The organism is Bradyrhizobium sp. ARR65 (genome assembly GCF_000472385.1).
Taxonomy (GTDB): Bacteria; Pseudomonadota; Alphaproteobacteria; order Rhizobiales; family Xanthobacteraceae; genus Bradyrhizobium.
Window position 1 is genome coordinate 16921 of the sequence record NZ_AWZU01000008.1, and the last position, 23735, is coordinate 40655.

The 23735-nt window shown below is 60.3% G+C and carries 24 protein-coding genes and 2 pseudogenes; 10 read left to right on the plus strand and 16 right to left on the minus strand.

The genetic code is table 11. The features are described from left to right. The first annotated feature begins 1355 nt into the window (after window positions 1–1355). Window positions 1356–1646 (plus strand): hypothetical protein, encoded by a 291-nt coding sequence (locus F758_RS49450; protein WP_157449965.1) that lies wholly within the window; start codon window positions 1356–1358, stop codon window positions 1644–1646. Window positions 1647–1802: 156 nt separating this feature from the next. Here the strand turns inward: F758_RS49450 and F758_RS43695 are convergent, their stop codons facing one another. Continuing rightward, window positions 1803–2060, minus strand: coding sequence for a recombinase family protein (locus tag F758_RS43695; protein ID WP_035721787.1), 258 nt, complete (start codon window positions 2058–2060; stop codon window positions 1803–1805). A 359-nt stretch (window positions 2061–2419) separates the two neighbouring features. Here F758_RS43695 and hflC (F758_RS43700) point away from each other — a divergent pair, with 359 nt between their 5' ends. From hflC (F758_RS43700) to F758_RS53220, 6 genes are all read left to right on the plus strand, one after another. Continuing rightward, the gene (hflC, locus tag F758_RS43700) at window positions 2420–3385 is read left to right on the plus strand and encodes a protease modulator HflC (RefSeq protein ID WP_198026463.1); all 966 of its coding nucleotides are present in this window, start codon (window positions 2420–2422) and stop codon (window positions 3383–3385) included. A 58-nt stretch (window positions 3386–3443) separates the two neighbouring features. Beyond that, window positions 3444–4490 (plus strand): acetamidase/formamidase family protein, encoded by a 1047-nt coding sequence (locus F758_RS0111535; RefSeq protein WP_084305268.1) that lies wholly within the window; start codon window positions 3444–3446, stop codon window positions 4488–4490. 97 nt (window positions 4491–4587) lie between these two features. Beyond that, complete coding sequence (locus F758_RS46430) at window positions 4588–6783, plus strand: SO_0444 family Cu/Zn efflux transporter (RefSeq protein WP_024508011.1); 2196 nt, start codon at window positions 4588–4590, stop codon at window positions 6781–6783. Window positions 6784–6847: 64 nt separating this feature from the next. Beyond that, a complete protein-coding gene (gene hflC / locus F758_RS0111545) occupies window positions 6848–7852 on the plus strand; it encodes a protease modulator HflC (RefSeq protein ID WP_084305270.1) in 1005 nt (334 codons plus the stop codon). Next, complete coding sequence (gene hflK / locus F758_RS0111550; protein ID WP_024508013.1) at window positions 7849–8841, plus strand: FtsH protease activity modulator HflK; 993 nt, start codon at window positions 7849–7851, stop codon at window positions 8839–8841. The genes hflC (F758_RS0111545) and hflK overlap by 4 nt, the downstream gene beginning before the upstream one ends. A gap of 366 nt (window positions 8842–9207) precedes the next feature. After that, window positions 9208–9465, plus strand: coding sequence for a nuclear transport factor 2 family protein (locus tag F758_RS53220; protein ID WP_051386835.1), 258 nt, complete (start codon window positions 9208–9210; stop codon window positions 9463–9465). 176 nt (window positions 9466–9641) lie between these two features. Here the strand turns inward: F758_RS53220 and F758_RS51715 are convergent, their stop codons facing one another. The 10 genes and pseudogenes from F758_RS51715 to F758_RS0111605 form a co-directional block, all read right to left on the minus strand. Beyond that, window positions 9642–9869, minus strand: coding sequence for a hypothetical protein (locus F758_RS51715; protein WP_245286467.1), 228 nt, complete (start codon window positions 9867–9869; stop codon window positions 9642–9644). 29 nt (window positions 9870–9898) lie between these two features. Next, window positions 9899–10402, minus strand: a pseudogene (locus tag F758_RS43715) (RES family NAD+ phosphorylase). Window positions 10403–10410: 8 nt separating this feature from the next. Further along, a pseudogene (locus F758_RS0111570) lies at window positions 10411–10662 on the minus strand (MbcA/ParS/Xre antitoxin family protein); the annotation flags it as partial. Window positions 10663–10879: 217 nt separating this feature from the next. After that, complete coding sequence (locus F758_RS0111575; RefSeq protein WP_024508016.1) at window positions 10880–11269, minus strand: type II toxin-antitoxin system VapC family toxin; 390 nt, start codon at window positions 11267–11269, stop codon at window positions 10880–10882. Further along, window positions 11250–11531, minus strand: a complete 282-nt coding sequence (locus F758_RS0111580; RefSeq protein WP_024508017.1) for an AbrB/MazE/SpoVT family DNA-binding domain-containing protein — start codon at window positions 11529–11531, stop codon at window positions 11250–11252. Before F758_RS0111580 ends, F758_RS0111575 begins: the two co-directional genes overlap by 20 nt. Before the next feature lie 218 nt (window positions 11532–11749). Beyond that, complete coding sequence (locus tag F758_RS0111585; protein WP_024508018.1) at window positions 11750–12610, minus strand: DMT family transporter; 861 nt, start codon at window positions 12608–12610, stop codon at window positions 11750–11752. Window positions 12611–12680: 70 nt separating this feature from the next. Next, window positions 12681–13217, minus strand: coding sequence for a TetR/AcrR family transcriptional regulator (locus F758_RS0111590; protein WP_502689133.1), 537 nt, complete (start codon window positions 13215–13217; stop codon window positions 12681–12683). Between the two features lie 155 nt (window positions 13218–13372). Further along, window positions 13373–13669 (minus strand): hypothetical protein, encoded by a 297-nt coding sequence (locus F758_RS0111595; RefSeq protein ID WP_024508020.1) that lies wholly within the window; start codon window positions 13667–13669, stop codon window positions 13373–13375. A gap of 45 nt (window positions 13670–13714) precedes the next feature. Next, window positions 13715–13960, minus strand: coding sequence for a hypothetical protein (locus F758_RS49460; protein ID WP_157449966.1), 246 nt, complete (start codon window positions 13958–13960; stop codon window positions 13715–13717). Between the two features lie 202 nt (window positions 13961–14162). Further along, window positions 14163–15722 carry a winged helix-turn-helix domain-containing protein gene (locus F758_RS0111605; RefSeq protein WP_024508021.1) on the minus strand — a complete coding sequence of 520 codons (1560 nt, stop codon included), beginning with the start codon at window positions 15720–15722 and terminating at the stop codon, window positions 14163–14165. A gap of 195 nt (window positions 15723–15917) precedes the next feature. Between F758_RS0111605 and F758_RS0111610 the strand changes: the two genes are divergently transcribed. Beyond that, window positions 15918–16967: an alpha/beta fold hydrolase gene (locus tag F758_RS0111610; RefSeq protein ID WP_024508022.1), complete on the plus strand. Its 1050-nt coding sequence runs from the start codon at window positions 15918–15920 to the stop codon at window positions 16965–16967. A gap of 59 nt (window positions 16968–17026) precedes the next feature. Then, window positions 17027–17488, plus strand: a complete 462-nt coding sequence (locus tag F758_RS0111615; protein WP_245286483.1) for a cytochrome P460 family protein — start codon at window positions 17027–17029, stop codon at window positions 17486–17488. A gap of 215 nt (window positions 17489–17703) precedes the next feature. Here the strand turns inward: F758_RS0111615 and F758_RS0111620 are convergent, their stop codons facing one another. Further along, window positions 17704–18231: a hypothetical protein gene (locus F758_RS0111620; protein WP_024508024.1), complete on the minus strand. Its 528-nt coding sequence runs from the start codon at window positions 18229–18231 to the stop codon at window positions 17704–17706. A gap of 146 nt (window positions 18232–18377) precedes the next feature. Further along, on the minus strand, window positions 18378–19826 hold the full coding sequence (locus F758_RS0111625; RefSeq protein ID WP_245286468.1) for a serine hydrolase domain-containing protein: 1449 nt from the start codon (window positions 19824–19826) through the stop codon (window positions 18378–18380). A 138-nt stretch (window positions 19827–19964) separates the two neighbouring features. Between F758_RS0111625 and F758_RS0111630 the strand changes: the two genes are divergently transcribed. Then, window positions 19965–20603: a LabA-like NYN domain-containing protein gene (locus F758_RS0111630; RefSeq protein WP_024508026.1), complete on the plus strand. Its 639-nt coding sequence runs from the start codon at window positions 19965–19967 to the stop codon at window positions 20601–20603. Between the two features lie 95 nt (window positions 20604–20698). Here F758_RS0111630 and F758_RS0111635 read toward each other — a convergent pair whose 3' ends face one another. From F758_RS0111635 to F758_RS0111645, 3 genes are all read right to left on the minus strand, one after another. Next, a complete protein-coding gene (locus F758_RS0111635; protein WP_024508027.1) occupies window positions 20699–21082 on the minus strand; it encodes a response regulator transcription factor in 384 nt (127 codons plus the stop codon). Window positions 21083–21172: 90 nt separating this feature from the next. After that, window positions 21173–21844, minus strand: a complete 672-nt coding sequence (locus tag F758_RS0111640; protein ID WP_024508028.1) for a response regulator transcription factor — start codon at window positions 21842–21844, stop codon at window positions 21173–21175. Beyond that, entirely contained in the window at window positions 21841–23721 is a 1881-nt protein-coding gene (locus tag F758_RS0111645) for a PAS domain-containing sensor histidine kinase (RefSeq protein ID WP_024508029.1), read from the minus strand. Before F758_RS0111645 ends, F758_RS0111640 begins: the two co-directional genes overlap by 4 nt. Window positions 23722–23735: the final 14 nt, after the last annotated feature.

Below are 23735 nucleotides of genomic sequence, written 5' to 3' on the forward strand. Positions count from 1 at the left end.
CGCCCATGCGTGTTTTTGCGCTGCGGCTAGTCTGGTCAAAACAGCGGGCGCCGGAAAACACCCTCTGCGGCGCTTCCCGGGGTGGCATCAACTTACTTTTCCAGTTCCTTTAGCCGCTCCTCGGCCTCTTCAAGCGCCTCCCTCAACTCCACGATGTAGTCCTTAAGCTCCTGGATTCTTTCTCGTCGGCTTGGTCCCCATCTTGGAGGCCCTCCGAAGCAACAGCCGTACCCGTACCATGGTCCGAAATCCCATCGGCGCCCTGCTTGCACGCACATGGCTGAAACCTCCTTAACTGGTTTTGGTATTACGAACTTAATCGACCAATTCGGCGAATTACGAATTAGGGGACTCAGTTAAATACTGACAGTACTCACCAGTGAATTCGGCAAGGCGATTGAGGGGCTGACGCTTGTCACGCGAGCGTGACCGCCATCAGAAACGCGGAAAGTTGTCTGTCCCTTCGCGCTTGCCGTTCTCACTGGAAACGCGCCACCTCCCTCTGCGACTGCAGCGTAGTCCACCCGCGAACGTGCCCAAGTGTGCTATGTTGCGGGGGACGCGCGGTCGCCTACTCGCTAACCCCATGGAGTAGCAGCCATGGTGAAGAAGATTGTAGCCGGATGTGTCCTGGTTGCTTTGATTTTCATGTTCTTGCTTGCCTACGCCCAGGAGCACCTTGAGTGCCGGCGTGGGCACATCCTCAAAACCCTTAGGCCCGGGCACATCATCCATACCCTTAGGCCCTGCGGATCCGTCGACACTCAAATGTAGCGCCAAGCGGGCCAGCGGGGCCTGTCCAGCGCGCCATTCGAGTCGCGTCTGGCGGCTTTTTCATTGCTCGTCACCGCATGGTCGAATTTGTGTGCTGCTATTGCGTCGTTGGGCATTGGCTTACCTCCCAGCACTAGCCCCGCCCGGTCGGCGGGGCCTCCTTTGGCCGTCATTCAGGAGGCCTCTCACAAGTGTACTCCGGCGGCATCAGACCCCTGCCGGGAGCGGCTGCGCACTGGTCTTCAATCGACTCGGCAAGCGGCGGCTTGACCATCTTGTAGTGCGGCGGTCGGAACACAAAGAACACCGACAGCGCGATCATCGCGCCCACCGCAATTAGCGAAATTGGGTGCCAGCGCATCTCGATCAGTATGGCACCGGAACCAAGATAACGCCAGTTACGAACAGGTCAGGCTCGGTCTCGCATCGTGATCGGGCGAGCGTTGCCAAGAGGCGATGCTATCTCGATGCAAAAATGCAAGACAGGCTGACCTATAAGCCTCAGCAACGTCAACATTAGGCCACGTCGCAGCACCTGCGCGGATACATTCAAATGATACACGGCTCAGCGCGGGGAATTAATGACCGATCACGACAGCAATCGCGCCAGTGGAGCTAGTAGCTGCAGCGTTTCAAGAAACGTCCAATTATCCATCCTTCGGCTGACGCTTGATCATCTTGACCCACAACTAAAGAGGATGCGGAAGAGCGACGGCGAGAGTGTTCTGGAGGCTCTCATAGAAAAGAGCCGTACAAGCACGTTCATTCGCGAGGTGGTGGAGCGTCAGCTAAAGCGACGGGAACAAGGAGAGCAATGGTTCGCCCGCGTTGAGCAAATGGTTCAAACTCTTCGTGCCGCAGACCGCGAATAGAAGTGCGAACTTGCAGTATTAGGAAGCAAGCACCAAATTCAGGATTGGCGTGTTGCGGCCTGAGCACATTTGGAGGTCGGGTGGCCACCCTTCTTTTGGCGCGGTGGAAGTATCTAGGAGCCCCTCCCAGGAAAATAGATTGGCGGCCACGCGATGTCACAGGCGTTCGATCAGGCGCGCCACCTGCGTCGGCGGCCACTGGCCTGATCCGCGTGCGGTGGGAATGCCTTGTGCGTTCAGTCCATCCGCAATGGCGCGCAGTGACGTTGCGCCGGCCTCCTGCAGCGCTTTGATGGTCGGTGCGAATCGGCAGCCCGCACCGCCGCGCATTCCTGTAGCGCCCGCGTCCCAGCAGTGCGAGCCTTCCGAGCCGTTAGCAACGTCGCCATAGATCGGCGGGCCCGGACTTCGCATCAGGCACAGAAGCGGAAGTGGTCCCCGACTCGAAGAGGACTCCTCACTCGCGACGCTTTCGGACTACTTTCGCCGCGATCTGATCTTCCGCGATGACTCCAGTGGCTCATATCCAAACGTTAGAGCCAATCGTAGTGAGATCCGACTCGGCCGTCTTGCGAGTTCAAGACATTGCCCAAAGGTTACATTGTAACATCACACTGCTTCTGAAGCCGCACAGGTAAGCCAGTGTCATCGGCGCAAGGCGCCAATCGCTCTCTTGCCGTTGATGCGGCAGGGCTGTACTCTTTTGAGAAGCCGCCGTGGGGCTGTGGCGACGACTAGTCCGAACGCTTTTGACTCAGCGCAGCGGAATGGTCATGGCTCGATTCCTTCATAAACTCTTCGGCACTTGGCCGTATCGGCGCGCTCTCTTCGCTCTTGCAGCGATAGGTTTGATCGCTGCGGTTTCCAGCCTTTGCATATTCACCGTAGACAGTGCGGAGTACGCGATCGTCACCGACTTCGGCAAGCCCACGCAAGTGCTGACAGAGCCGGGACTTGGGTTCAAGCATCCATTGCAGAGCGTCTGGGGGTTCGATCGTCGGCTGTTTGTCTACGCTTCTTCGCCGAACGAATTCCTGACTGTTGAGAAAACGCCAGTGGTAGCATCGGGTACCGTGTTGTGGCGCGTGGCCGATCCGAAGCGATATTTTGAGACTGTCATCGACAGACGGGGTGCCGAATCCAGACTAGGCGACATCCTTTCCGCGGAACTGGGGGCCGCTATCGGGAGCAATCGCCTCGTCGCGTTTGTCTCGACGGATGCCTCAGCCTACCGAGCGGACGCCATTGCCGCCGAGATTGCCCATCGGTGTAACGTCATCGCATTGCGGGACTACGGAATCGAAGTCGTCGACGTACAGCTGCGCGGGTTCGACTTTCCCAAGCAAAATCGGCTCCGCCTGTACGCCAGGATGAAATCCGAGCGCGGTCGCATCAGCATGCTTTATCGTTCGGAGGGAGAGGAAGAGGGGCTCAAGGTGCGAGCCGGCGCAGAGGAGCAGAAGGCGCTCATCCTCGGGAAGGCAATTGAGCTCGCGCAACAGCGCCGCGGCGAAGGCGAGGGCGAAGCGGCGCGGATTTATGCGAAAGCTGTGAGCCGGTCGCCCGAGTTCTACGCTTTTCTTCGTGCCATGGAGACCTCGCGTTCCTTGGCGCGCAAGAACACGACCATGGTGTTACCGGTCGACTCGCCGCTGTTCGCAGTGCTGCTTGACAGTAGATATTCCAACGGCGGGGCTCCCGCCACCAATGCCATGCGCGAGGAATTGCGCGGGAAGTAGATGGATTGAAAAAAACCAGCGCGGACGAGCGCAACTAACAACTTAAGGGAGGCACTGAATGCTTAACCTCCATATGGCGTCGAGAGAGACGTGGCGATGGTTGCCGGTCGTATTGCTGTTGTCCAGTGCCGCGGTTTCGGCGACACGGCCAGTTGCTGCGGCCGAGGTGAATTACGATCCTGGCGACAAGGTCTATTTCACTTACTGCTATGCCCATCCTCCGGCACTTCGCATCAAACCCGGAGACTCGGTGACCACCACCACGCGTGACGCCTCCAACGACGTATTCTCGGTGTCCGACAATACCGTCTTGTCAAAGCTCGACCTGACCAAGGTCAATCCGCAGACGGGTCCGTTCTATATCGAGGGTGCCGAACCCGGCGACACTCTGGAGGTCCATATCGACAGCATCGATCTGAACCGCGACTGGGGATGGGGCGCCTCAATCCCCAACTTCGGGCTGCTTGCGCCCGAGTACAAGACCGCGATGGTGACGCCGCCTGTGCCCGACCGCTTGTTCGTCTGGCATCTCGACAACAGCCGCAAGGTCGCCAGGCTCGACATGCCGAACAGCAAGATCGGCAAAGTAGAGGTTCCGATCAGGCCCTTCTTCGGCACCATCGGCACGGCTCCGGCAGGCAAGGAGTGCATCAGCTCGCTCTATCCGGGGGCTTATGGCGGCAACATGGATTTCAATGAGGTTGTCGCCGGGGTCACGATGCAGTTTCCGGTGTTCGAACCAGGTGCGTTGTTCATGCTGGGCGACGGGCATTCCGCCCAGGGCGACGGAGAGATCGACGGTGCCGCGATCGAGACCCCATTCAAAGTCAAATTCACAGTCAACCTGATCAAGGGTAAGAAGATCAACTGGCCCCGCCTAATGAACGACAATGAGATCATGTCGATCGGCAGCACCCGGCCTCTGATCGACGCGCTGCGGCTTGGCTGCGTGGACATGGTCGACTGGCTGATGACCGACTATGGCTTCGATCGGTACGAAGCGGTTGAACTGCTTGGTCAGGCGGCTCATCTCTACATCGCCAACGTTGTGGATCCGCAGTTTTCTGTGGCTTGCGCGTTGAACAAGAAATATCTGCCCAGGTGACACGACGGTGTCAGCGGCCGCGCCCGCAGGTGCGGCGGCTGGCCGAAGCTGGACAGAGCATCGGTCCGGGAAAACCGTTTGAAAACGGGCGACTGGGATGGTCAGCTTTTTGTTCGATGTCCTTCACGAAACCTGGGAGATCCTGGAAGACGCTTCGGTCTTTCTTCTCTTTGGTTTCCTGCTTGCCGGCTTGCTGGCCGTCCTGGCGCCAGGTGCGCTGCTGACCCGGCTGGTCGGAACCGGAAAGATCAAATCGGTGCTCTGGGGATCAGTGCTCGGCGCACCGATACCCTTATGCTCCTGCGGCGTCCTGCCAACTGCACTCGGGCTTCGCAAGGAAGGAGCGACCCCAGGTGCCACCATAGCATTTCTGGTCGCGACCCCCGAAACGGGAGTCGACAGTATCAGCCTGACGTACGCGCTGACCGATCCACTCATGACGGTGTTCCGACCGGTGGCCGGGGTTGCAACGGCAATCGTTGCTGGCCTCGCCACAAATTTGTTCGGTGCGCCGCACGCCAGAACGCCCGAACCGCATCCGACACCGGACACAACCGCGTGTAGGGACAGCGACCAGTGTCATGCGAGCGAGGAGCTTCAAAGACGACATGATACTGTGGGGCACCATCACGAACACCTCTGCGAGCCCGATTTGCGGCCCCATCCTGGCACCACGCACGTCGATGCGGTCGTCAATGCGACGCGGCGTATCATCCGTTATGGATTTGTCGAACTGCTCGACGATGTCAGCTGGTGGCTCGCTTTGGGCATCGTTCTTTCCGCAGTGGCCGTGGTGGCGATTCCAGAGCAGTTGTTTGAGGGGTCCTGGGGCGCCGGCGTGATCTCGATGTTGCTGATGTTTGTCTTGAGCATCCCTCTCTACACCTGCGCTTCGTCCTCTACGCCTATGGCCGCGGCATTGGCGCTCAAAGGATTGAGCCCGGGCGCAGTGCTTGTTTTTCTGCTTGCGGGCCCGGCTACGAACATCAGCAGCATCGTCGTCCTGTTGAAAGTCTTGGGGCGCCGCGTAGTGGCGGCCTACCTGATCGCTGTCGCTATCTTCACTCTTGCAGCCGGTTTCGGCCTTAACGCGATATATCATGCGTGGAGTCTCGATCCACGAACAACGTTCGGCGCGGCGGCCGGCTTTGTGCCCGATGTCGTCAAGATCGCGGGAGCTGTGCTGCTTAGCTGTCTGCTGATCCTCAGCATGTGTCGGACGCACGTTCCAGAGGAATGGGGCTGGCTGCGGGACCGAGCCGCGAGTCTAACGGGCATTGTGGTTACCCTGCGCGGTCTTGGCTACACGGCCGCGATCGCGGCGGCGCTACTCTGGCTTGGCAGCGGATTCTTCACGGTCGCGCCGGGCCAAATCGGAATGAGGATTCAGTTCGGCCGCATATTGGCGTCGGATCTCCAGCCTGGCCTGCACTTCAGGTGGCCCTGGCCGGTCGAGAGTCACCGCCTCATCGTGCTGAACAGCGTGCGACGTATCGAGTTCGGACTTGCACCGGAACAGTCACGGGCCGATGCCACGCGCGCGCAACTTCGTGGCCGGCTTGCGTTCGGAGCGAACCCGGCTCCGCAGGTAGCGGCGAGCGGCGTCTGGTTCCAGAAGGAGATGATGCCGGGCGACTCCTTTCTGCTTACCGGGGACGCCAACCTCATAAATCTGAGGTCGACGGCTCACTACCGAGTCAAGGACGCGCTCGCATTCGCTTATCATCTCGCCGAACCAGAGGCCCTGGTGCGCAGCACGATCCTGGCAGCGCTACGGCATGCGGTCGCGACCCGCCCCATTGACGCTGTCTACACCACTGCGCGCGAAGACATAGAGCGCGAGACGCGTGCGACCGCCCAGTCGATGCTGGACCGCTATCAGGCCGGAATCGAGGTGCTTTCAATCAGCCTGCTTTACGACCACCCTCCGGACGAGGTGCATGATGCCTTCCGGGACGTTGCGAGTGCGTTAGAAGACAAACAACGTACGATCAACTTGGCGAATGTCTTCGCAGTGGAGAAGATCAATCAAGCGAAAGGCGAAGCGGCAGCGATGACCGAAGGTGCCCTTTCCTTCAAGGAGCAGCGGATCGCAACGGCCCAAGCCGAGTCAAACGCCTTCGCGCTCCGCCTTGAAGCTTATGAGCGCGCTCCCGAGCTTACCAAGTTCCGGCTGCAACTTGAAACGCTCGAACAAGTGCTGCCGGGCATGCGGAAGTTTGTACGACCCGCCAGTGGAGAGGTGAAAGACCTCGACATGTGGCTCGTGCAGCCTTTTGGCCAAAGCAAGTAGCAAAGAGCTGGAATATGGTGAGCGCTCTCGATCAGGCAAACAACTGATAATCACGGCAGCAAGAATGGCCGAACAAGCCACGACATCCGGACGATTAAGCATCCTACGTCGGCGTTCCCTGCTCGCCGTAACCGCAGCCTTTACGGTATTGCCACTTGTTTCCTCATTCTTCGTCGTGGACACCACAGAATATGGAGTTGTCACGCGTTTCGGACGGGTGATCCGGGTCATCGCCGAGCCTGGTCTTCATGTCTCTTTGCCGTTGGATCGGGTTGTGCGGCTGGACAAGCGCATCCTGTTCTTCCGGTCGGCATCTTCCGAATATCTGACGATCGACAAGAAGAACCTTGGAGTCGATAGCTTAGTCACGTGGCGGATCGCCGACCCAGCTTGCTTTCTCGCGGCAGTCGCAAGCACGGCCGCTGGCGAGCGGCTTCTGTCGGACATCATCAGGGCGGAGATTGGTGTGGTGCTGGGATCATATCCGGCGTCTGCTCTCCTTTCCACTGACCCGGCCAAAACTAGTTTCCCGGCGATTACATCGGAAGTCGTTCGCCGCCTCGCAGACGGCGCTCGGTCGGCCTATGGCATCGATGTGGTCAGCGTCAGCGTGAGCCGGCTCCACCTGCCGGAAGTGAACCGGGAGCACGTCTTCGAACGTATCAAGGCGGAGCGGGCCAAAATCGCCAAGGAGAACCGCTCGGCGGGCGAGCTGGAGGCGAAGAGAATCATCGCGGCGGCCGACCACGAGAAGGCCCGCATCGACTCCGACGCTGCCGGACAGGCCGAACGAATCAAGGCCGAAGCCGACGCCGAGGCTTCGCGCATCTACACTGCCGCTTTCGGGCAAGACCCAGACTTATACGAATTCCTGCGAACCTTGCGGGCCTACGACAGGATCCTCGACGACAAGACGACTCTCTTCCTTCCCTCCGATGCCAAGGTACTTCGTATGCTCCAATTCGATCGGCGACCGGGCGACGTCGGGCCGTCGCTGGCACCAACCGGCGAAACGACGACCGGCGCCCATCTCCTGTTGAACAAGAAACCCGAGGGAATCGTCCGGTGATATTCGCGCACGATCAGGGCCGCACTCGCGGGCAAGGACCAAGACAGGCCGCAAAGGATCCGGCGCACGGAGCCGAGGTGCGGCCGCGCTCAGGTTATCGTTACTGGTTCTTTGGCGTCGTTTTGCTTTTGCTAGGAGTGTATTTGATTTCGGGATTTTACGTCGTCGGGGCCGACCAACGCGCTGTGGTACGCCGTTTTGGGGCCATCGAAGCAGTGGTCGGCCCGGGCATGCACTATCGCGTTCCATGGCCGGTAGATCGGCTCGATGTCGTCAAGGCGACAAACGTAATGAAGGTTGGAGTGGGATTTACCATCCCGACGGGCGACTCGGCCGCGCCCACCGGCATGGAGTTGCTCACAGGCGACACCAATATCGTCAATGCCGCTCTCGTTCTGCAGTATGTTGTTCGCGATCCGGCGGAATTCCTGTTTCAGATCGAGGATCCACAATCGCTCGTGGAGGCTGTCGCTGAGGGGGTGTTGACCGACACGGTCGTGGGCATGCCGATCGACGAGGTGCTCACCAGCGGTCGCGTCGCAGTGCAGGAACGTGTCAAGGCGAACACGCAAGAGCTTCTCGACCGCTGGCACAGTGGTGTTCGCATCGTATCTGCGAGCATTATGAGCCTCACTCTCGACAGGTCTGTTGTCCAGGCGTTTCAAGACGTGGCGGACGCCATGGCCGACCGCGAGAAGGTCATTAACGAGGCGCGCGCCTACGCGAGTAACCTCATCCCCAAGGCAAGAGGCGAGGCACGCATGCAACGAAGTGAGGCCGAAGCCTACAAACAGCAGCGGGTCGCGGATGCTGTCGGAGAGACGAGCCGTTTTTCGGCGCTACAGAAGGAGTATGAAACGGCACCCGAGACAAGCAGGACACGCCTATATATGGAAACAATGGAGAAGATCTTGCCCAAGCTCCAGCTGTATATCGTGGACTCGGACAAGGGACGCGTGCCACTGCATCTGAGGCTGACCAGCCCGTAAAAAAGATTGCAGTGATTGCCGGCACGACAAATGGCTAGTACCGAATGGCTTAAGAAAGACGGCTTCGGGTCATCTGCGCCGATTCGGCCGCGCGCCAGACCTTTGTCTTCCCCTGGCAGGCGACATGTCGACAAACGCTAGAGTTTCGTCGGTATGGCCGACGGGCGACATCAACGACGGCTCATTCCGTAGTGTTCTCACCCGTTGTGTTATCGGCGGATGGGTCAAAGCTCACGACAGGCGGTAGGAAAAAAGTTCACAGGCGATGTCGGATAGGCTGACCTTTCTGCGTCCTAGGTTCGCAACAGGACAACCAAACAATGCCTGAACATGCCAACACCGAAGAAGCCTTGATCAAAACCCTTCTTGGGGGCTGGGCAGACGCTGTCCGGCGTCACGATCTTCCCGCGATCCTTGCGTCGCTACCACAAACCCGGCGCGGGCTTTGATTTCCGAGAACTCGCCATAACCGCGAGCGCGGACGTCGCCTTCGCAGTAGCGATCATGTGGTGTGGACCGGATTCGTCAAGCAACCCCATGGACAAGGACGGCTTTCTTTTCAGGCTCTCGGTGGGATTGCGCAAAATCGATGGCAACTGGCGCATTGCGCACGAGCATCACTGAGTGCCCGCTACAGACTGATTCCGCAGGCTAGTCAGCCGGCGCGTCGGCTGTGGGTCAAAACCGGCTGTGGCGAATCGATCTAACCGACGCCCGCTTTACCCCTTAGAGCCGCTCTCGCTCGCGCGCACAGCGATCTGGTTCGTGCTAACCGTCGGGCGCGCGCGTGTGTTTTGCCGCTAACGAGAGAGCGATTGCACCGCCGAGCTCGATCGCACCACCGGCAATGACGCGCTTGAAAAAGCCGGCCCGAGCCGGTGCGGTACCTGCCTGGCACGCAACGACCACGGCGGACAGGATAGCAACTCGACCCCGATGCTCTTGTTCTTGTAGGTGACGATGAACGGGCGAACGCCGCGTCGCAGCGTCTCTCCGGAGACCGGCAGGTCCGTCTTCGATACGGCCATGGTCATTTCACCTGGGACGATATGATCCGCTAGCGCGAGAGGCGATACTCGTCGTCGATCACCACCAGCCGGGGCGGGACATCCGCGCCCCATCGCACAGCACGAGGTTCAAATCCTCCACGGTCGCGCCCGGCGCGAAGCTTCGCACCAGCAACGCGTCAAACCGTGCCTCGATGAGGCGGCGGGCGAAGTCTTGCGTCTTCGCCTCTCCGCACTCCGGTTGCCTTCACGTGGTCGCGCCATGTCGTATCCGCGGGCGCGGCGGCGTCCATGTGATACTTCAACAGTGCGCTGTCGTCGCGGCTATCGAACACGCGCTCGATGTCGGCATCATATGACACGACCGTCGTCGGTTGCAGGTTGCCGACCTGGTTGGCCTCTCGCAATGCCGTCATGATCGACAGGGACGTGTAGAGCGCCGGCATGCCCCTTGGATTGAAGCGACCGCCGTAAAGCTCCGCCCCCCGGCCCGACAACGGTTCACGCGCATAGATTGGGTTTAGTGCCCGGTAGAGCTTCCCCTCAAACCGGATCGCCACGGTCAAGCGTGAACGCCGGCGTCGACTGCGTCGACATAGTCGAGCACCTCATCGGCACGCCCGCTGCGTACAAGCTGCATGGCCGTCTGGCCGGAAAATCCCGGCAGCGGCTCCGAGCGATACCAGGCATAGGCCATCAACGCCGAACCGAAGCGCGGCTCGACCTTGTTGATGACCTCGATCATCTCGCGCAGCCGCCGTTGCGTCCGGTTGGATCGCACCCGCTCCTTCCGCTGCACCGCGTCCCGGCCGAGCAGGGCCGCTGACATCGGGGACGTACTATGCCCGGCGCGGTGCACTCCCCCCCACTCAGGAGCACCCGCCCGCGGCGGAACCGCACTTATGCACGGCGCGGCTGACCAGTTCGCGCCCGAGGACCGCTGCGGCATGGACTGCGATGCCGCCGATTCGCGCTACGCGGCGAGCGTCCTTTAGACTGTTCCGACCGAGAGTGGCTGCAGTACCTGCCTGTCAGGGCGCTCGCACCTTGATGCCGCCGAGAGCGTTGGCGGCATCGGCGAAATCCTGGTCAAAGCTGATGAAGGCCTCACAGCCTTCCGCCTTCGCCAGATGAAGGCCATCCGCAAAGTCCACACCCTGCCGCATCCAGCCCAACGCCTTCGCCGCGGCGGTCGCATCTTCCAGACTCGCGCGCGGCAGCCCCGCGAAATCGGAGAGGGCCTTGACACACTGGACAGCAGAAAACCCATAGACGCTCCGCAGCACCCACTCGGTCTCCAGCAGGACCGTGGTGCAGACGAAGACGTCATTGTTGTCGATCAGCCTACGTGCCCGGGCAGCCTGCCTGGGATCGTCGCCCACCAGATAGCGCACGATGAGATTAGTATCGATTGCGAGCATGCCGCCGTTTCGCCTCGGCGGCGATCCCCGCCTCCATATCCGCGATCGACTTTGCGGGCCCCTTATATGGCAGGGAGCCGAAGACGTCTTTCGGCCGCGTGGGCGCAAAGGCGGGCTTTGCCTTCAGCAATACGCCCTCCGGGGTATCCTCCACCACCAGTTCCGTTCCCGCAGGCCAGTGCCGCCGTTCCCGGATCGCCTTGGGCAGTATCACCTGGCCCTTGGTCGAGACGGTGGTGGTCAATTTCTGTTTGGCGGACATGGCGCCTTTCCGGTAAGACAAAAGTAAGATAGTCTGGCCGAGACCGAATGGCAAGGCTAAGTGCGCCCAATAAGTGATGGACACGACGACGTGGGGCTGGGGATTGGGTTATCGAGCCCCTGTTAAAAGATTTACGGTGGTCCAGGACGTTCAAGAATTCCTCGTGATATGATCGGACGGGCCAATAGCGGAAATTCGCTACGACGCAGCTTTCGGATTCAAACCGGTCGAGCGCTCGGCCTAAATTGTGTCAAGGCAACACCAGAGATCGCTAGCAGCGCACCGATAATCAACTTCGGAGTCATCGGCTCGCCAAGAAATAATGCGCTCGACATCAAGGCGAACACCGGCAGCAGTAGACCGAAGGGGGCAACGCGGCCCATAGAGCAGCGAGCGATCAGCCAGAACCAAAGGCCAAATCCAACAATTCCTCCGATAAAAATTGTGTAGGCGAGTGCCAGCCAGCCACGTTCATCCGCAGCAACGAGGCTCGCCAGTTGTCCATATTCAAGGAGCAACGACATCAACATCACCTGCGGTACAGTGAACAGCGACGACCAACCCATCAACATCAAGGGGTCAAAAGGGCCATAGCGTTTCGTCAAGACGTTGGATATCGCGAACGCGAAGGCAGCTCCGATCACCAGCAGTAGTGGTAGCCCGTTTGACGACAGGCCGGGCTCCGCCCTCAACACAAAGACGCCGGCGAATGCAAGCACTACTCCTGAGACGGTGTTGAGAGACGGCCTCTCGGCCAGCAGCGGCCAGGCCAACAGGACCGTGAAGGGCGTGGAGAGTAGATATGCGACAGCCGTCGTGCTTCCCGAGCCACGCCCGAGACCAACGTAGAAGAGCCCGAAGTTCAGTCCACCAAGAAAAAGCGAGATAGCTGCGATAGGACGCAACTGTTCACGCGTGGGCTTTTTGACGAACGGAATAAGCAGGAGCGCGGTGGCCAGGAAACGCAGCGCAAGGAAGAAGAACGGCGGAAACTCCGTAATGCCCACTTTGATCACCACGAACTGATAACCCCAGAGCAAAGGAACGGCCACCGCGCAAACAATCTGGATCGCGGACATCGTATTCTCCTTTAAAGACCGATTGGTCCAGATATCGGCGCGCCGATCGTGAGGACGGGCCCGGGTTTGCTTACCTGATGAAACGATCGAGCAGAGCGTCGGCCGCGGCTTGGGTTATGGTTCCAGTCGGCGCCGTTTTGCTGATCACTCGCAGCCCCTCAACGAAACAGACGAGAATGCGGGCAGCATTTGCAGGGTCGACACCGTCGGCTAACTTGCCCGCCGCCTTCGCACGGGAAAGTGCATCCGCCACCCGCGCCTCCATGACTTTGAAAAAGCTCGCGATGCGACGATTAACATCAGCGTCACGCCCGGCCAGTTCCATGGTTGTGGCAATCACCAGACATCCGAGCCGACCGTGGGCGCCGCTCGTACGGTCAACATATCCAGCAAGGTAGGCCCTCAGGCCGTCCACCGGCTCCTTGCGAGGGTCAAGCTCGATATCCATCCGCGTCACGGCATCGGCAATGTAACGATCGAGCGCGCGCAGGAAGAGCGAGTGCTTGTCACCGAAAGCAGCATAAAGGCTGCCGCGCGAGAGCTTCGTCGCACGAAGAAGGTCTGGCAGCGCCGTGGCATGATAGCCACGCGACCAGAACACACCCATCGCGCGTTCGACAGCGGCTTCCGCATCGAAACTCCGCGGGCGACCGCGGGGCAACGGCATTGAGGTTCGGTTGCTCATTAGAGAGATATAGACCAAATGGTCTTTAAATCAAGTGACCGCTTTGGATCATACTCGGAAGTCGTCGCCAGTCCAAGCTAGGTCCGATTTAACCCCGACAGCCGACGTCCCAGCAGACTTGCGTTGTTCAGCTCAGGGCGCGCAATAGGTGACATTCGAAGTTTAAAAAGGCCGCCAATTGAGGCGGCCTTTATCGCAGCAACGGGATTGAGCACATCCGGCTTACGCGAGGGCAAAGCGTCCTTGGAAAACCAGCCAAAGTGATTCGCCCGGGAGACGAACCGACCATGATGACCATCTTCAGCCACCCTGGCGATGGTCGGCTTCTGGATGATCAGATTTGCTCTGAGCATCTGCACGTCGTGGAGGCTCATTCAGCATTTCCAAAAATGCTTCGAATATTAGTGCGGGCAAATAAGCTAACAGCATGGCCAATCCTCCGGCAATCGTCTTGTCTGTTCCAAGCTTGCGCTCCCCGACGACTCGTTCCGTGAACTGACATAACCGTTCTCGCGATATTCAATTTCACGAACCTTGCGAGCATATGTCAGGTATCTGTTGATAAGATCGTTGTCGTTGGGCTTGAGCTGAATTTGCTTTTCCATGATGGCAAGATCTTCGCGCAGAGTTGCAGCGTCCAACGTGAACGCCCGGTAATGTTGCATGGTCGTCACTCCTTTGCAGTACAACGACTGCATTCGGGGCAGCGTTCCTCCTGGTCGCCCGCCTGCGCATGCAACAATGCATGGAACTTTCCTTGCTGGTAGCTTGTTAAGCGATGTGCTTCTGCTTCAGCACAGCTTGCGCTGGAAGTTCAAAACGATCACCCTGTACACAACGATCTCTCTGTACACATTCACCGCGTGATCACTCCGGCACGCCGGCGGCTCGAAGGGCCTCGGCATAGGTTGTCGCCATCGTGTCGCGCGGGAAAGGGATGCGTTGGAAGAAACCGGAGATCGTCAACTCCGGTTCGACGTCGAGCAACTCTCGTGCGATTACGCCTGCGCGATCCTTGTGACCGAGCCTGACGAGCGCGACGATGAGCACCCGCAAGGCGACGGCAAAACGCCGGTTCTGCGTCAGCGCCTTTTCGGCCCAGCGAATGGCCTCCGGATAATCCTCATCGGCGATCGCAGCGATCGCCATGGCGCCCGAGATGAACCAGCCGCGCGGGTCGCGCGGGTTGAGGCGTCGGGCGCGTTCGATCATCGAGCGGCCGTCTTTCCGATTGCCGCGCATGATCTCGATCCAGCCGCCGAGCGAAAGCGCCATCACCGAATTTGGATTGATCAGGAGTGAGCGAGCGAACCATTCGGGCGCGGCGTCGCGCTTCTCCCGCGACATGTTCCAGATCGCGAACGCAGCCATCCACAGCACCTGGGCGTCATTGGGCGCAAGCTCGACCGCGCGCCAGGCCAGCCTGACGCCTTCCGCGCTGTGTGCACCATCGGGCGTGATCCAGCCCTGAAAATGGCGCAGCGCATGGCAATAGGCCGCCATCGCGATCGCCGGCGCGTAGGATGGATCGATCGCAATCGCCTGGTCGAGACAGGCAAGCGCAGCCGCCGTGCTCTCGGCGGTGAAGGCGTGCTCGAACCCATAGGCACGCAGCAGAAGATCATAGGCGTCGAGCCGGCTCGGCTTGCTCGACTTCTGACGCTCGACCTCGGCGAATTGCACGGTCGGCTCGATCGCGGCGACCACGCGTTCAGTGATGCGGTCTTGCAGGTCGAAGACGTCGCTCAGATCGCCTTCGAAACGGTCGGCCCAGAGGTGCCGGCCCGAGCCTGCATCGATCAGTTGTCCCGTGATCCGTAGGCGGTTGCCGCCGCGGCGGACACTCCCTTCGAGCACATAAGCAACCCCGAGCTCGCGTCCGACCTCGCGGATGTCGACGGGTTTACCCCTATAGAGGAAAGAGGAATTGCGGGCGATGACGAACAGCCCGCTGCAGCGGGACAGTGCGGTGATGATGTCTTCCGACATTCCGTCGGCAAAGAAATCCTGTTCGGGATCGCCACTCATGTTGGTGAAAGGCAGGACCGCGATCGACGGCTCCTCCGGTTTGGCCGGGCTGGCTGGTTCTCCGACCGGCGCCGCAGACGGCGAGTCCGGAGCCTCATGCACCTCACCGACGAAGCGGATGCCCTTGCGAGGCAGCGTGCGGATCAGCCGCTGCGCCTCGCCATTGTCGCCGACCGCCGTGCGTGCCGCGTTGACGCGACTGGAGAGGGTGGCGTCCGAGACCGTGCGCCCATGCCAGATGGCGTCCAGAAGTTCGTCGCGGCTGACCACGCGGTCGCGCGCACGAATGAGAAATTCCAGGAGATCGAAGACCTGCGGCTCGAGGGCAATCTGATCCTGCCCGCGGCGCAGCTCGCGCCGGCCGGAATCAAGCACGAAGTCACTGAAAACATAGAGCAAATCGTCAATCCTGCCGGGCCCATCCCAACCGAATTGGCAACCTAGCACAGCCCCCCTGCCGCAGAAATCATAGTGTTCTGAAGCACAAATCCATGCATTCTGAAAGCGCAAGACGCGGCGTGAAGTTATGGTTTTCCCGTCCCGGCTGAAGTGACGAGCATGAGCGCGCCGGGAGAGTCAAAGAGGGAGATCGACATGTCCGAGGACATCAATCATCGCCGGCGGGATTTTCTTGGCATCGCCGCGGCAACATTCGCCGCTGCTCAGCTTGGAGCAATCGGCTCTGCGAGCGCGCAAACGAAGGCGAAACCGGCGCTGCCCCCGGTCAAGCCGGGAACCAATACCTCCTTCGCTCCGCTCAAGCAGGTTGATGCCGGGCTGTTGAACGTCGGCTATGCCGAGGCTGGTCCGGCCAATGGGCCCGCCGTCATTCTGCTGCATGGCTGGCCCTATGACATCTACAGCTTCGTCGATGTCACGCCGATGCTCGCACAGGCCGGCTATCGCGTCATCGTGCCTTATCTGCGCGGCTACGGCACGACACGCTTCCTCTCGAACGATGCGTTCCGGAACGGCCAGCCCGCAGCGATCGCGGCAGACATTATCGCGCTGATGGACGCACTCAAAATCGAACCGGCGACGCTTGCCGGCTTCGACTGGGGCGCGCGCACGGCGAATATCATCGCCGCGGCATACCCTGAGCGCTGCAAGGCGATGGTCTCGGTCAGTGGTTATCTGATCTCGAGCCAGGAGTCCGGCAAGCTCCCGTTGCCGCCATCCGCCGAACTGCAATGGTGGTACCAGTTCTATTTCGCGACCGAGCGAGGCCGGCAAGGCTATGAGAAATACCGCCACGACTTCTCAAAACTGATCTGGCAGCTCGCCTCGCCGCAGTGGAAGTTCGATGACGCGACCTTCGACCGCAGCGCCAAGTCCTTCGAGAATCCCGACCATGTCGCGATCGTGATCCACAACTACCGCTGGCGGCTGGCGCTTGCCGAAGGCGAGGCGCGCTATGCCGACCTCGACAAGATCATCGCGGCCACCCCCCTCATCGCCGTGCCGACGATCACGCTGGAAGGCGACGCCAACGGCGCGCCGCATCCGCCGCCGGCAGCCTATGCCAAGAAGTTTACAGGCAAGTATGAGCACCGCGAGATCAAGGGCGGCATCGGTCACAATCTACCGCAGGAGGCCCCGCAAGCCTTCGCCGAAGCCGTCATCGACGCCGCTGCGCTGGCCTGACGAGGATTGCCATGCGCAGGATCACCGTGATCGGCGTGCTCATCGTCGTACTGCTCCTCATGATCGCGCAATTCGGTCCCTCGCTGGTGCGGGGCCAAACTGCTCGCGCCGCCTCGCCGATCTTTGGCGTCACCATTCCGGATGGATACCGCGACTGGAAAATGATCGCCGTCGCCCATGAAGAGGGGCTGGACGAGCTGAGAGGCGTTCTCGGCAATAATGTTGCCGTGAAGGCCTATCAGCAGGGAACGCTGCCGTTTCCCGACGGCACGATCCTGGTGAAGCTCGCCTGGAAGCATGTGCCGGTGGAGGGGCTGGACGGCGCATTCGTTACCGGCGCCGCGACGACTGTGCAGGTCATGGTCAAGGATGCCAACAAGTACGCAGCGACCGGCGGCTGGGGATTTGGCCGCTTCGTCGACGGCATGCCCGTGGATGAGATGCAACATCGCACCTGCCTTCCCTGCCATGAGGCGCACGTCAGAGATCACGATCTGGTCTTCACGCGATTTGCACGTTGATCATGCCGGCAGTCTGGAAAGAGCGAGGACGGTGTCCCGATGGCGGCGCTAAAGGCATCCTACGCCACACGGCCGACGCCGAGATGAGCGGTGGTTTTCATTCGCTATGGGCCTGGAGGCGATATTCAATGCGTCTAGCCCATTTTGGGAAATGTTGTTTTGGGAAATGTTGTGCTTACACGGTCGCTCGTCAGGGTGCGTCGGTCATGCCAGGCTCATACACCTCGCGCATCTCGCACCGCCTGAGCGACTTTCGTCGCCTGCGACACTCGTCCAATTGTTGCGCCTGTAATGATCTTTCTTCGGCGTTTGCTCGCCTTCGGCACCATGCCTTCGTCTGCGGTAGCTCCAGCAGGAGGATAAGTCACGAAGTTCGCGGCTCGATGCAGCATAAGAGCCTTTCGAGCCGCTTCGACATGTGCGGTCCGAGCTGCCAGGTTGTGAAGACGCCTGAGCTCCGTGTTCACCCGCTTCAGCGCCGCGGCGAAGACTTGCTTCCGCTCTGATGCATGCTCGGCATTTCCTGGAAAGCTTGTTCCGCGAGCCTCGGCTTTTCCGCGCCCCTCTCGCCGCTTTTGTCGGCTAAGCGTTCGCTCCTTATCACGCATCTTGCGCAACCTCTGTCGCATGGCCTCAAGCTCTGCCACCTCGACGTCGTAGATGGCGGGATGGTGCGTCAGGCGAACCGTCTCATATTCCTCGTGGCTGAGGAGGCTGCGTTCGAACTTGCAAGGGACCGACATTACCATTCCTCCATTTGATTTTTTGAAGTTCAGGCAGACGGACTCGTCCAGTCCAGTTTGATCATAGCCCGTTGGCGGTGGATGGCCAATCCGCCACGGCGCTCGAAGTCACCCAGGCTTGCCATCGTCATGCGAGGCCATTCTTGTCAGCTCTTCCGCTTTACCGCTTCGTAGGCGAGCCGTTTGAACTCAATCACGAATGGATGCCCCATCTCGCGCTGGGCCATGATGACGCCCGCGGTGTTCGCGTTGGGCGAAATCCACCATTGGGTGCCTCCACGTCCACCCCAGAAGAGCTCACCTCTCGCGTCCCGATGGTCATAGTCGGAAGGCTCCATGATCACCGCGCCTGCGAGGGCGTACCCCTTGCCTTGCAGTTCTCCGTAAGGAGGAAAGCGCATCCACACCCCTTCGGGTAACTGGTTGGCCATCATCAGCTCGATCGTGTGCGGCTTGAGCAAGCTCGAGCCGCCCGTAAGCAGGCTTCGGATGAGCGCGACCATGTCGGGCAAGGTCGAGACCAGCCCGCTACCGCCGCTTTGCCTCGGGAAAGGACGCAAATAGGCCCCCGGATATGGCGCGTCGTCCGCGCGCGTCAGTCCCGGCTTCGTGGGATCGAGCAGGTCCGCACCTTTGTAGTAGGCGACGAGGCGATCGGGGTCCGACGCTACAAATCCGGTGTCCGCCATGCCAAGGGGCCCAAGAATTCGCAACTGAATGAACGTATCGAAGCGCTGGCCGCTTATCACTTCGATAAGACGCGCCAAGACGTCAGTAGCCACCGAGTACTCCCATGACGTTCCGGGATGATAGAGCAGCGGCAGGTCGGCTAGCGCATCCACCATCTCCGCAAGCGTGCTGGCGGGATTGATCACTTTTCGCTCGTTGTAGGCGTTGAAAATCAACGTGCCCGGGTCAAAAAGTCCGTAGCTCAACCCCGCACTGTGACTCATCAGATGGCGAATGGTGATCGGCCTGACGGCCGGTTCGGTCTGATCCAGCGACGTCGCTCCGGAGCGCAGCACACGGCGGTTCGCTAGCTGCGGAATAAACTCCTCGATCGGATCATCCAGTTGGAAGCGGCCTTGTTCGAACAGGAGAAGCGCGGCACAGGACGTCACCAGCTTTGTGTTTGAAAAGACGCGGAAGATGTGGTCGAGCCGCAATGGCATCAGCGCTTCCTTGTCGGCCCATCCGATGCATGTCACATCGACCAGATCTCTCCCGACGAGTATCGCGGAAGAGAATCCAGCAAGAAGATTGCCGTCAACGTACCGCTGCATGGCGGCATGCGCAGGCCGAAAGTCGTATCCGGTGGCTGTGACTTTCATGTCTTCCATGATCGGCCCTCGCGGCTCGCGGTGACAGCCCAATGCCAAGCCCGTCAGCTCATGACTTAGTGACAGGGGACAATGGCGGCAATTGGCCTCGGTCCTGCTGCGGGACGGACCGACCGGCAAACCTTCGTATAGTCCATCCAACCGTTTCGATGGCGGCCATTTACGTTCGTACAGTTGAGCGCGGCGGCCGCCCGGCTTACGGCTTGGGCATTCGGTGCGTTGGGAAGATGGAACTTGATCGACGTACCGTCGCATCGGCGACCTCTTCCTCCTGGGTCGTCGATGCGGCTTTCTTCAGCTTCTCTCCAGCTCGGTGTCTTCCGACCGGAAAGCGCGACGTGAGCAGAGAGACCATTTTCGCTCGCGCATCCCGATTTGGAGATCAACGCCGCAATGTCAGCGTTCAACCGGATCGCGCTCTTTATCGACGGCACCAATCTCTATGCGACCTCTCGGGCGCTGGGGTTTGACATCGACTTCAAGCGGCTGCTTAGCGAATTCCAGAACCGCGGCGCGATGCTGCGCGCGTTCTTTTATACGACGATCATCGAGGATCAGGAATATTCATCGATCCGCCCTCTGATCGACTGGCTCGATTACAACGGTTACACCGTCGTCACCAAGGCGGCGAAGGAGTTCGTCGACGCGACCGGCCGGCGCAAGCTGAAAGGCAGCATGGGAATCGAACTTGCCGTGAATGCGATGGAGCTCGCCGAGCGTGTCGACGAGATCGTGCTGTTCTCGGGCGACGGGGACTTCCGCTCCCTGGTCGAAGCCCTGCAGCGTCGCGGCGTCCGCGTTACGGTTGTCTCCACGACTGCCAGTCAGCCGCCGATGGTCGCGGACGAATTGCGGCGGCAGGCCGACGCATTCATCGATCTCGCCGATTTGAAACCAAGGATCGGGCGCGCCACGCCCGCCCGGTCGGCCGCACGCGAGGTGCGCCAGCACACACCGCAACTTGCCCCGCGCAAAGTCATGAATGGAAGCGACGCAGGCGAAGTAGATCCGCCTGAGCAGTCACTGAACTGAGCGTATCGAGGGCACGCGCCAGCCTCCGCGTCTTAAGATGAATCGTGCGTGCGCTCGACGCAGAAGGAAACGGGCGCACCAATATTGCCCACCCCTCACGTCCCTCCGCCTTCGCTCTTCATTGCTTGATCAAGGCAGCTCAGCAACGCGAGCGGTGCAAACGGCTTGGCGAGAAAACCGATCGCGCCCTCCTTTAGAGCGCGTGCGCGAACCCGGTCATCGGGAAAGGCGGTCATGAAGATGAAGGGAGTGTGGTTGCCATTTCCGCGCATGTGGGCCATCAGGTCGAGCCCGCTCATGCCGGGCATCTGGATATCCGCAATCACGCAGGAAATATCTCTCAGCTCGGGCGAGAGCAGGAAGTCCTCGCCAGAGGCAAAGGCATGGACAACGTAGCCACGCGCGATCAGCAGATTCCTGGTCGCGGCACGCACGGCGGCATCGTCGTCGATTACCGAGATCACCGGAGGCGCTGACAAGACGACTGCTCCTGAGCTGGGAAGCCCTTGCGCCAAGCGCCGCAACCCAGCAGGAAACTGAGCCCACCGCGACCAATTGTAAAACCATACTTAGGTTTGTACGCCGGGCTTGGCCGGACGAATGCCAAGCGTCTCGGCCATTCTGACGAGATCGGCAAGCGACCTCGCACGCATCTTCCTCATGATCTGCCCGCGATAAAGTTTGACCGTGATCTCCGCGAGCCCAAGCTCGGCCGCCACTTGCTTGTTCATCAGCCCGGAGGCGACCAGCGCCAAAACCTCGCGCTCGCGCGGGGTCAGAGTCTCGAAACGCGCGCGCATATCGGCGAGCGATTTCTCGGAGTCGCGGCGCTTGCGATCGCGTTCGATCGCGGCGGCCACCGCATCGAGCAGATCCTGGTCGCGAAACGGCTTAGTGAGGAAGTCGACGGCGCCGCCCTTCATCGCGCGGACCGTCATAGGGATGTCACCGTGGCCGGTAATGAAGATGATGGGAATGTGAACGTTGGCTTTTGCAAGATCGACCTGCAGATCAAGCCCGCTCAGCCCCGGCAGGCGTATATCCAGCACCATGCAGCTCGGCTGGTCCGGAAGCTCGCACCGCAACATCTCCTGAGCCGAGCCGAGCGCCTCCACCCGCAATCCCACCGTTCGCAGGAGATTGGTGAGCGAACGACGCATCGAGGGGTCATCATCGACGATGAACACGACGGGATCATCACCGGCAGCCGGATCACGTGATGACTTAGGGCGCTCGCTCACGGCGCATCCTCTTGATGCAGCGGGAGCGTGATGTCGAAGGTGGCGCCGCCGCGCTCATTGCCGCGAGCCGACAGCTTGCCGCCATGGGCTTCGACGATCGAGCGGCAGATCGACAGGCCCATGCCCATGCCGCCAGGCTTGGTCGTGAAAAACGGGTTGAAGATGGACTCGGCAAGGCCGGGATCAATCCCGATCCCGCAATCTGCGATGCTGACCAGCACGCCCCGTTCGTCCCCGCTCGAGCGGATGACGAGCTCACGCGGCCGATCAGTTGCCGCATCCATGGCCTCGATTGCATTCATCACGAGGTTGATGATCACCTGCTGGAGCTGAATGCGATCGCCGATGATTCTGGGGAGAGCCGGGGAAAGCTCGGTTCGCGCCGCGACCGCATGGCTCACGAACTCGCGCTGAACCAGCGCCATCGCTCCCCCGATGACCTGATTAAGATCGAGCGAGACCTTCTCGATGTCCGTCTTTCTGGCCAGCGCTCTGAGGTGCCGGATCACTTCACTCGCGCGGTTGCCGTCCTCGACGATCCATTCCACTGATGTGCGCGCGGCGGCGAGATCCGGAGGATCGCGTTCCAGCCAGCTTATGCAAGCATCGGCATTGGCGATCACCGCTGCGAGCGGCTGGTTGATCTCGTGGGCGATCGAAGCAGTCAGCTCGCCGAGCGTGGTTACCCGCGTGACATGGGCCAGCTCGGCCTGCGCTTTGCGCAATGCCTGCTCGGCCTGCTCGGCGCGCATTGCCGCGCTGATATCCGTCGAGACGCCGCGATAGCCCTGGAATTTGCCGTCCGCGTCGAAGAACGGCTTGCCGCTGGTGCGAACGTAAAGCGAGACACCGTTGCGATCCTTGGTCCGATACACAAAATCGCGGAACGGAAGGTGAGCATCGAGGATCGCGCGATGTTCCCGCCACTTTTCCGGCTCGAGCTCGAGGTCTGGCGCGATGTCCCAGCGCATCAGCCCGATGACACCGGAAGGCGCCATGCCTTTGGCTTCGGGATGCTCGGAGATGTGGGTTATCCGATGATCGGGTCCGGTCTCCCAGAACCAGTCGGAAGCGGTCTCGGCATAGTCGCGGAAGCGCTGCTCGCTCTCGCGGAGCTTTTTTTCGGCCTGCTTGCGCTCAGTGACGTCTTCGCAGGCCACCAGCACGATCGGCTTGCCGTCGGGTCGAAGCATCGCCTTCGCATTTTCCCGGACCCAAAGCACCGAGCCATCCTTCCTGATCTTGCAAACCTCCCAGGTATGGGACCGACCGACCGACTCGAGGCAGACGCCCATTTGTTTGCGGATAAAGTCGCGATCTTCAGCAAGAAAGACGTTCAGCACCGATTGACCCGTGAGTTCCGCGGCCGAATAGCCGAGTTGCGCCGCGCCGAAGCTATTCACATTCAGGACCGTTCCCGAGGCGTCCACCATGAAATACATCACTGGATTGTGCTCGAACACCTCCTGCCATTGCTTCACCGCATGGCGCAAATCGGCCTCGCCCTCGCGCCGTTTGGCTGCGGACTCCAGCGCGCTCTTCTTCTCGTTGCGTAGATGAGCGATCACGCCGCTCGCCATCAGGGCAGCGAGGAAGAAAGCTACCACTGCCGCGATCTGCCGTGGATCGTCGATCCGCAACCGAACGATTTCCGGAGCGAAAAGCAAGGTCAGCGCCAGGGTGGCGAACAGGGACAGGATGGAACACACCGCAAAGCTGGCGATGACGGAGATAGCCATGATCACGAGAAGATAGGCCAAGGCGGTCGGAGCGAGGCCAAGCGAAAACACGCCTAGCGTCACCACCGCCAGCGCAGCGCTGCCCAAGAGCAATTGCGCGGCCGAATTCCCGACACTTGTGGCCTGACTGAGCTTCATAGCAGACCATCCGG

Coding starts and splice junctions, on each gene's coding strand:
- F758_RS0111575 (WP_024508016.1), bottom strand. CDS start 11,269: ATGCTCGCAATCGATACTAATCTCATCGTGCGCTATCTGGTGGGCGAC.
- F758_RS51715 (WP_245286467.1), bottom strand. CDS start 9,869: ATGGCCGTATCGAAGACGGACCTGCCGGTCTCCGGAGAGACGCTGCGA.
- F758_RS0111615 (WP_245286483.1), top strand. CDS start 17,027: ATGATCGCGCAATTCGGTCCCTCGCTGGTGCGGGGCCAAACTGCTCGC.
- F758_RS49450 (WP_157449965.1), top strand. CDS start 1,356: ATGACCGATCACGACAGCAATCGCGCCAGTGGAGCTAGTAGCTGCAGC.
- F758_RS0111535 (WP_084305268.1), top strand. CDS start 3,444: ATGCTTAACCTCCATATGGCGTCGAGAGAGACGTGGCGATGGTTGCCG.
- F758_RS0111585 (WP_024508018.1), bottom strand. CDS start 12,610: ATGTCCGCGATCCAGATTGTTTGCGCGGTGGCCGTTCCTTTGCTCTGG.
- hflC (WP_198026463.1), top strand. CDS start 2,420: ATGGCTCGATTCCTTCATAAACTCTTCGGCACTTGGCCGTATCGGCGC.
- F758_RS49460 (WP_157449966.1), bottom strand. CDS start 13,960: ATGCAACATTACCGGGCGTTCACGTTGGACGCTGCAACTCTGCGCGAA.
- F758_RS0111630 (WP_024508026.1), top strand. CDS start 19,965: ATGTCAGCGTTCAACCGGATCGCGCTCTTTATCGACGGCACCAATCTC.
- F758_RS0111625 (WP_245286468.1), bottom strand. CDS start 19,826: ATGCGACGGTACGTCGATCAAGTTCCATCTTCCCAACGCACCGAATGC.
- F758_RS0111595 (WP_024508020.1), bottom strand. CDS start 13,669: ATGAGCCTCCACGACGTGCAGATGCTCAGAGCAAATCTGATCATCCAG.
- F758_RS0111610 (WP_024508022.1), top strand. CDS start 15,918: ATGTCCGAGGACATCAATCATCGCCGGCGGGATTTTCTTGGCATCGCC.
- F758_RS0111620 (WP_024508024.1), bottom strand. CDS start 18,231: ATGTCGGTCCCTTGCAAGTTCGAACGCAGCCTCCTCAGCCACGAGGAA.
- F758_RS0111590 (WP_502689133.1), bottom strand. CDS start 13,217: ATGGGTGTGTTCTGGTCGCGTGGCTATCATGCCACGGCGCTGCCAGAC.
- F758_RS46430 (WP_024508011.1), top strand. CDS start 4,588: ATGGTCAGCTTTTTGTTCGATGTCCTTCACGAAACCTGGGAGATCCTG.
- hflC (WP_084305270.1), top strand. CDS start 6,848: ATGGCCGAACAAGCCACGACATCCGGACGATTAAGCATCCTACGTCGG.
- F758_RS43695 (WP_035721787.1), bottom strand. CDS start 2,060: ATGCGAAGTCCGGGCCCGCCGATCTATGGCGACGTTGCTAACGGCTCG.
- F758_RS0111580 (WP_024508017.1), bottom strand. CDS start 11,531: ATGTCCGCCAAACAGAAATTGACCACCACCGTCTCGACCAAGGGCCAG.
- F758_RS0111645 (WP_024508029.1), bottom strand. CDS start 23,721: ATGAAGCTCAGTCAGGCCACAAGTGTCGGGAATTCGGCCGCGCAATTG.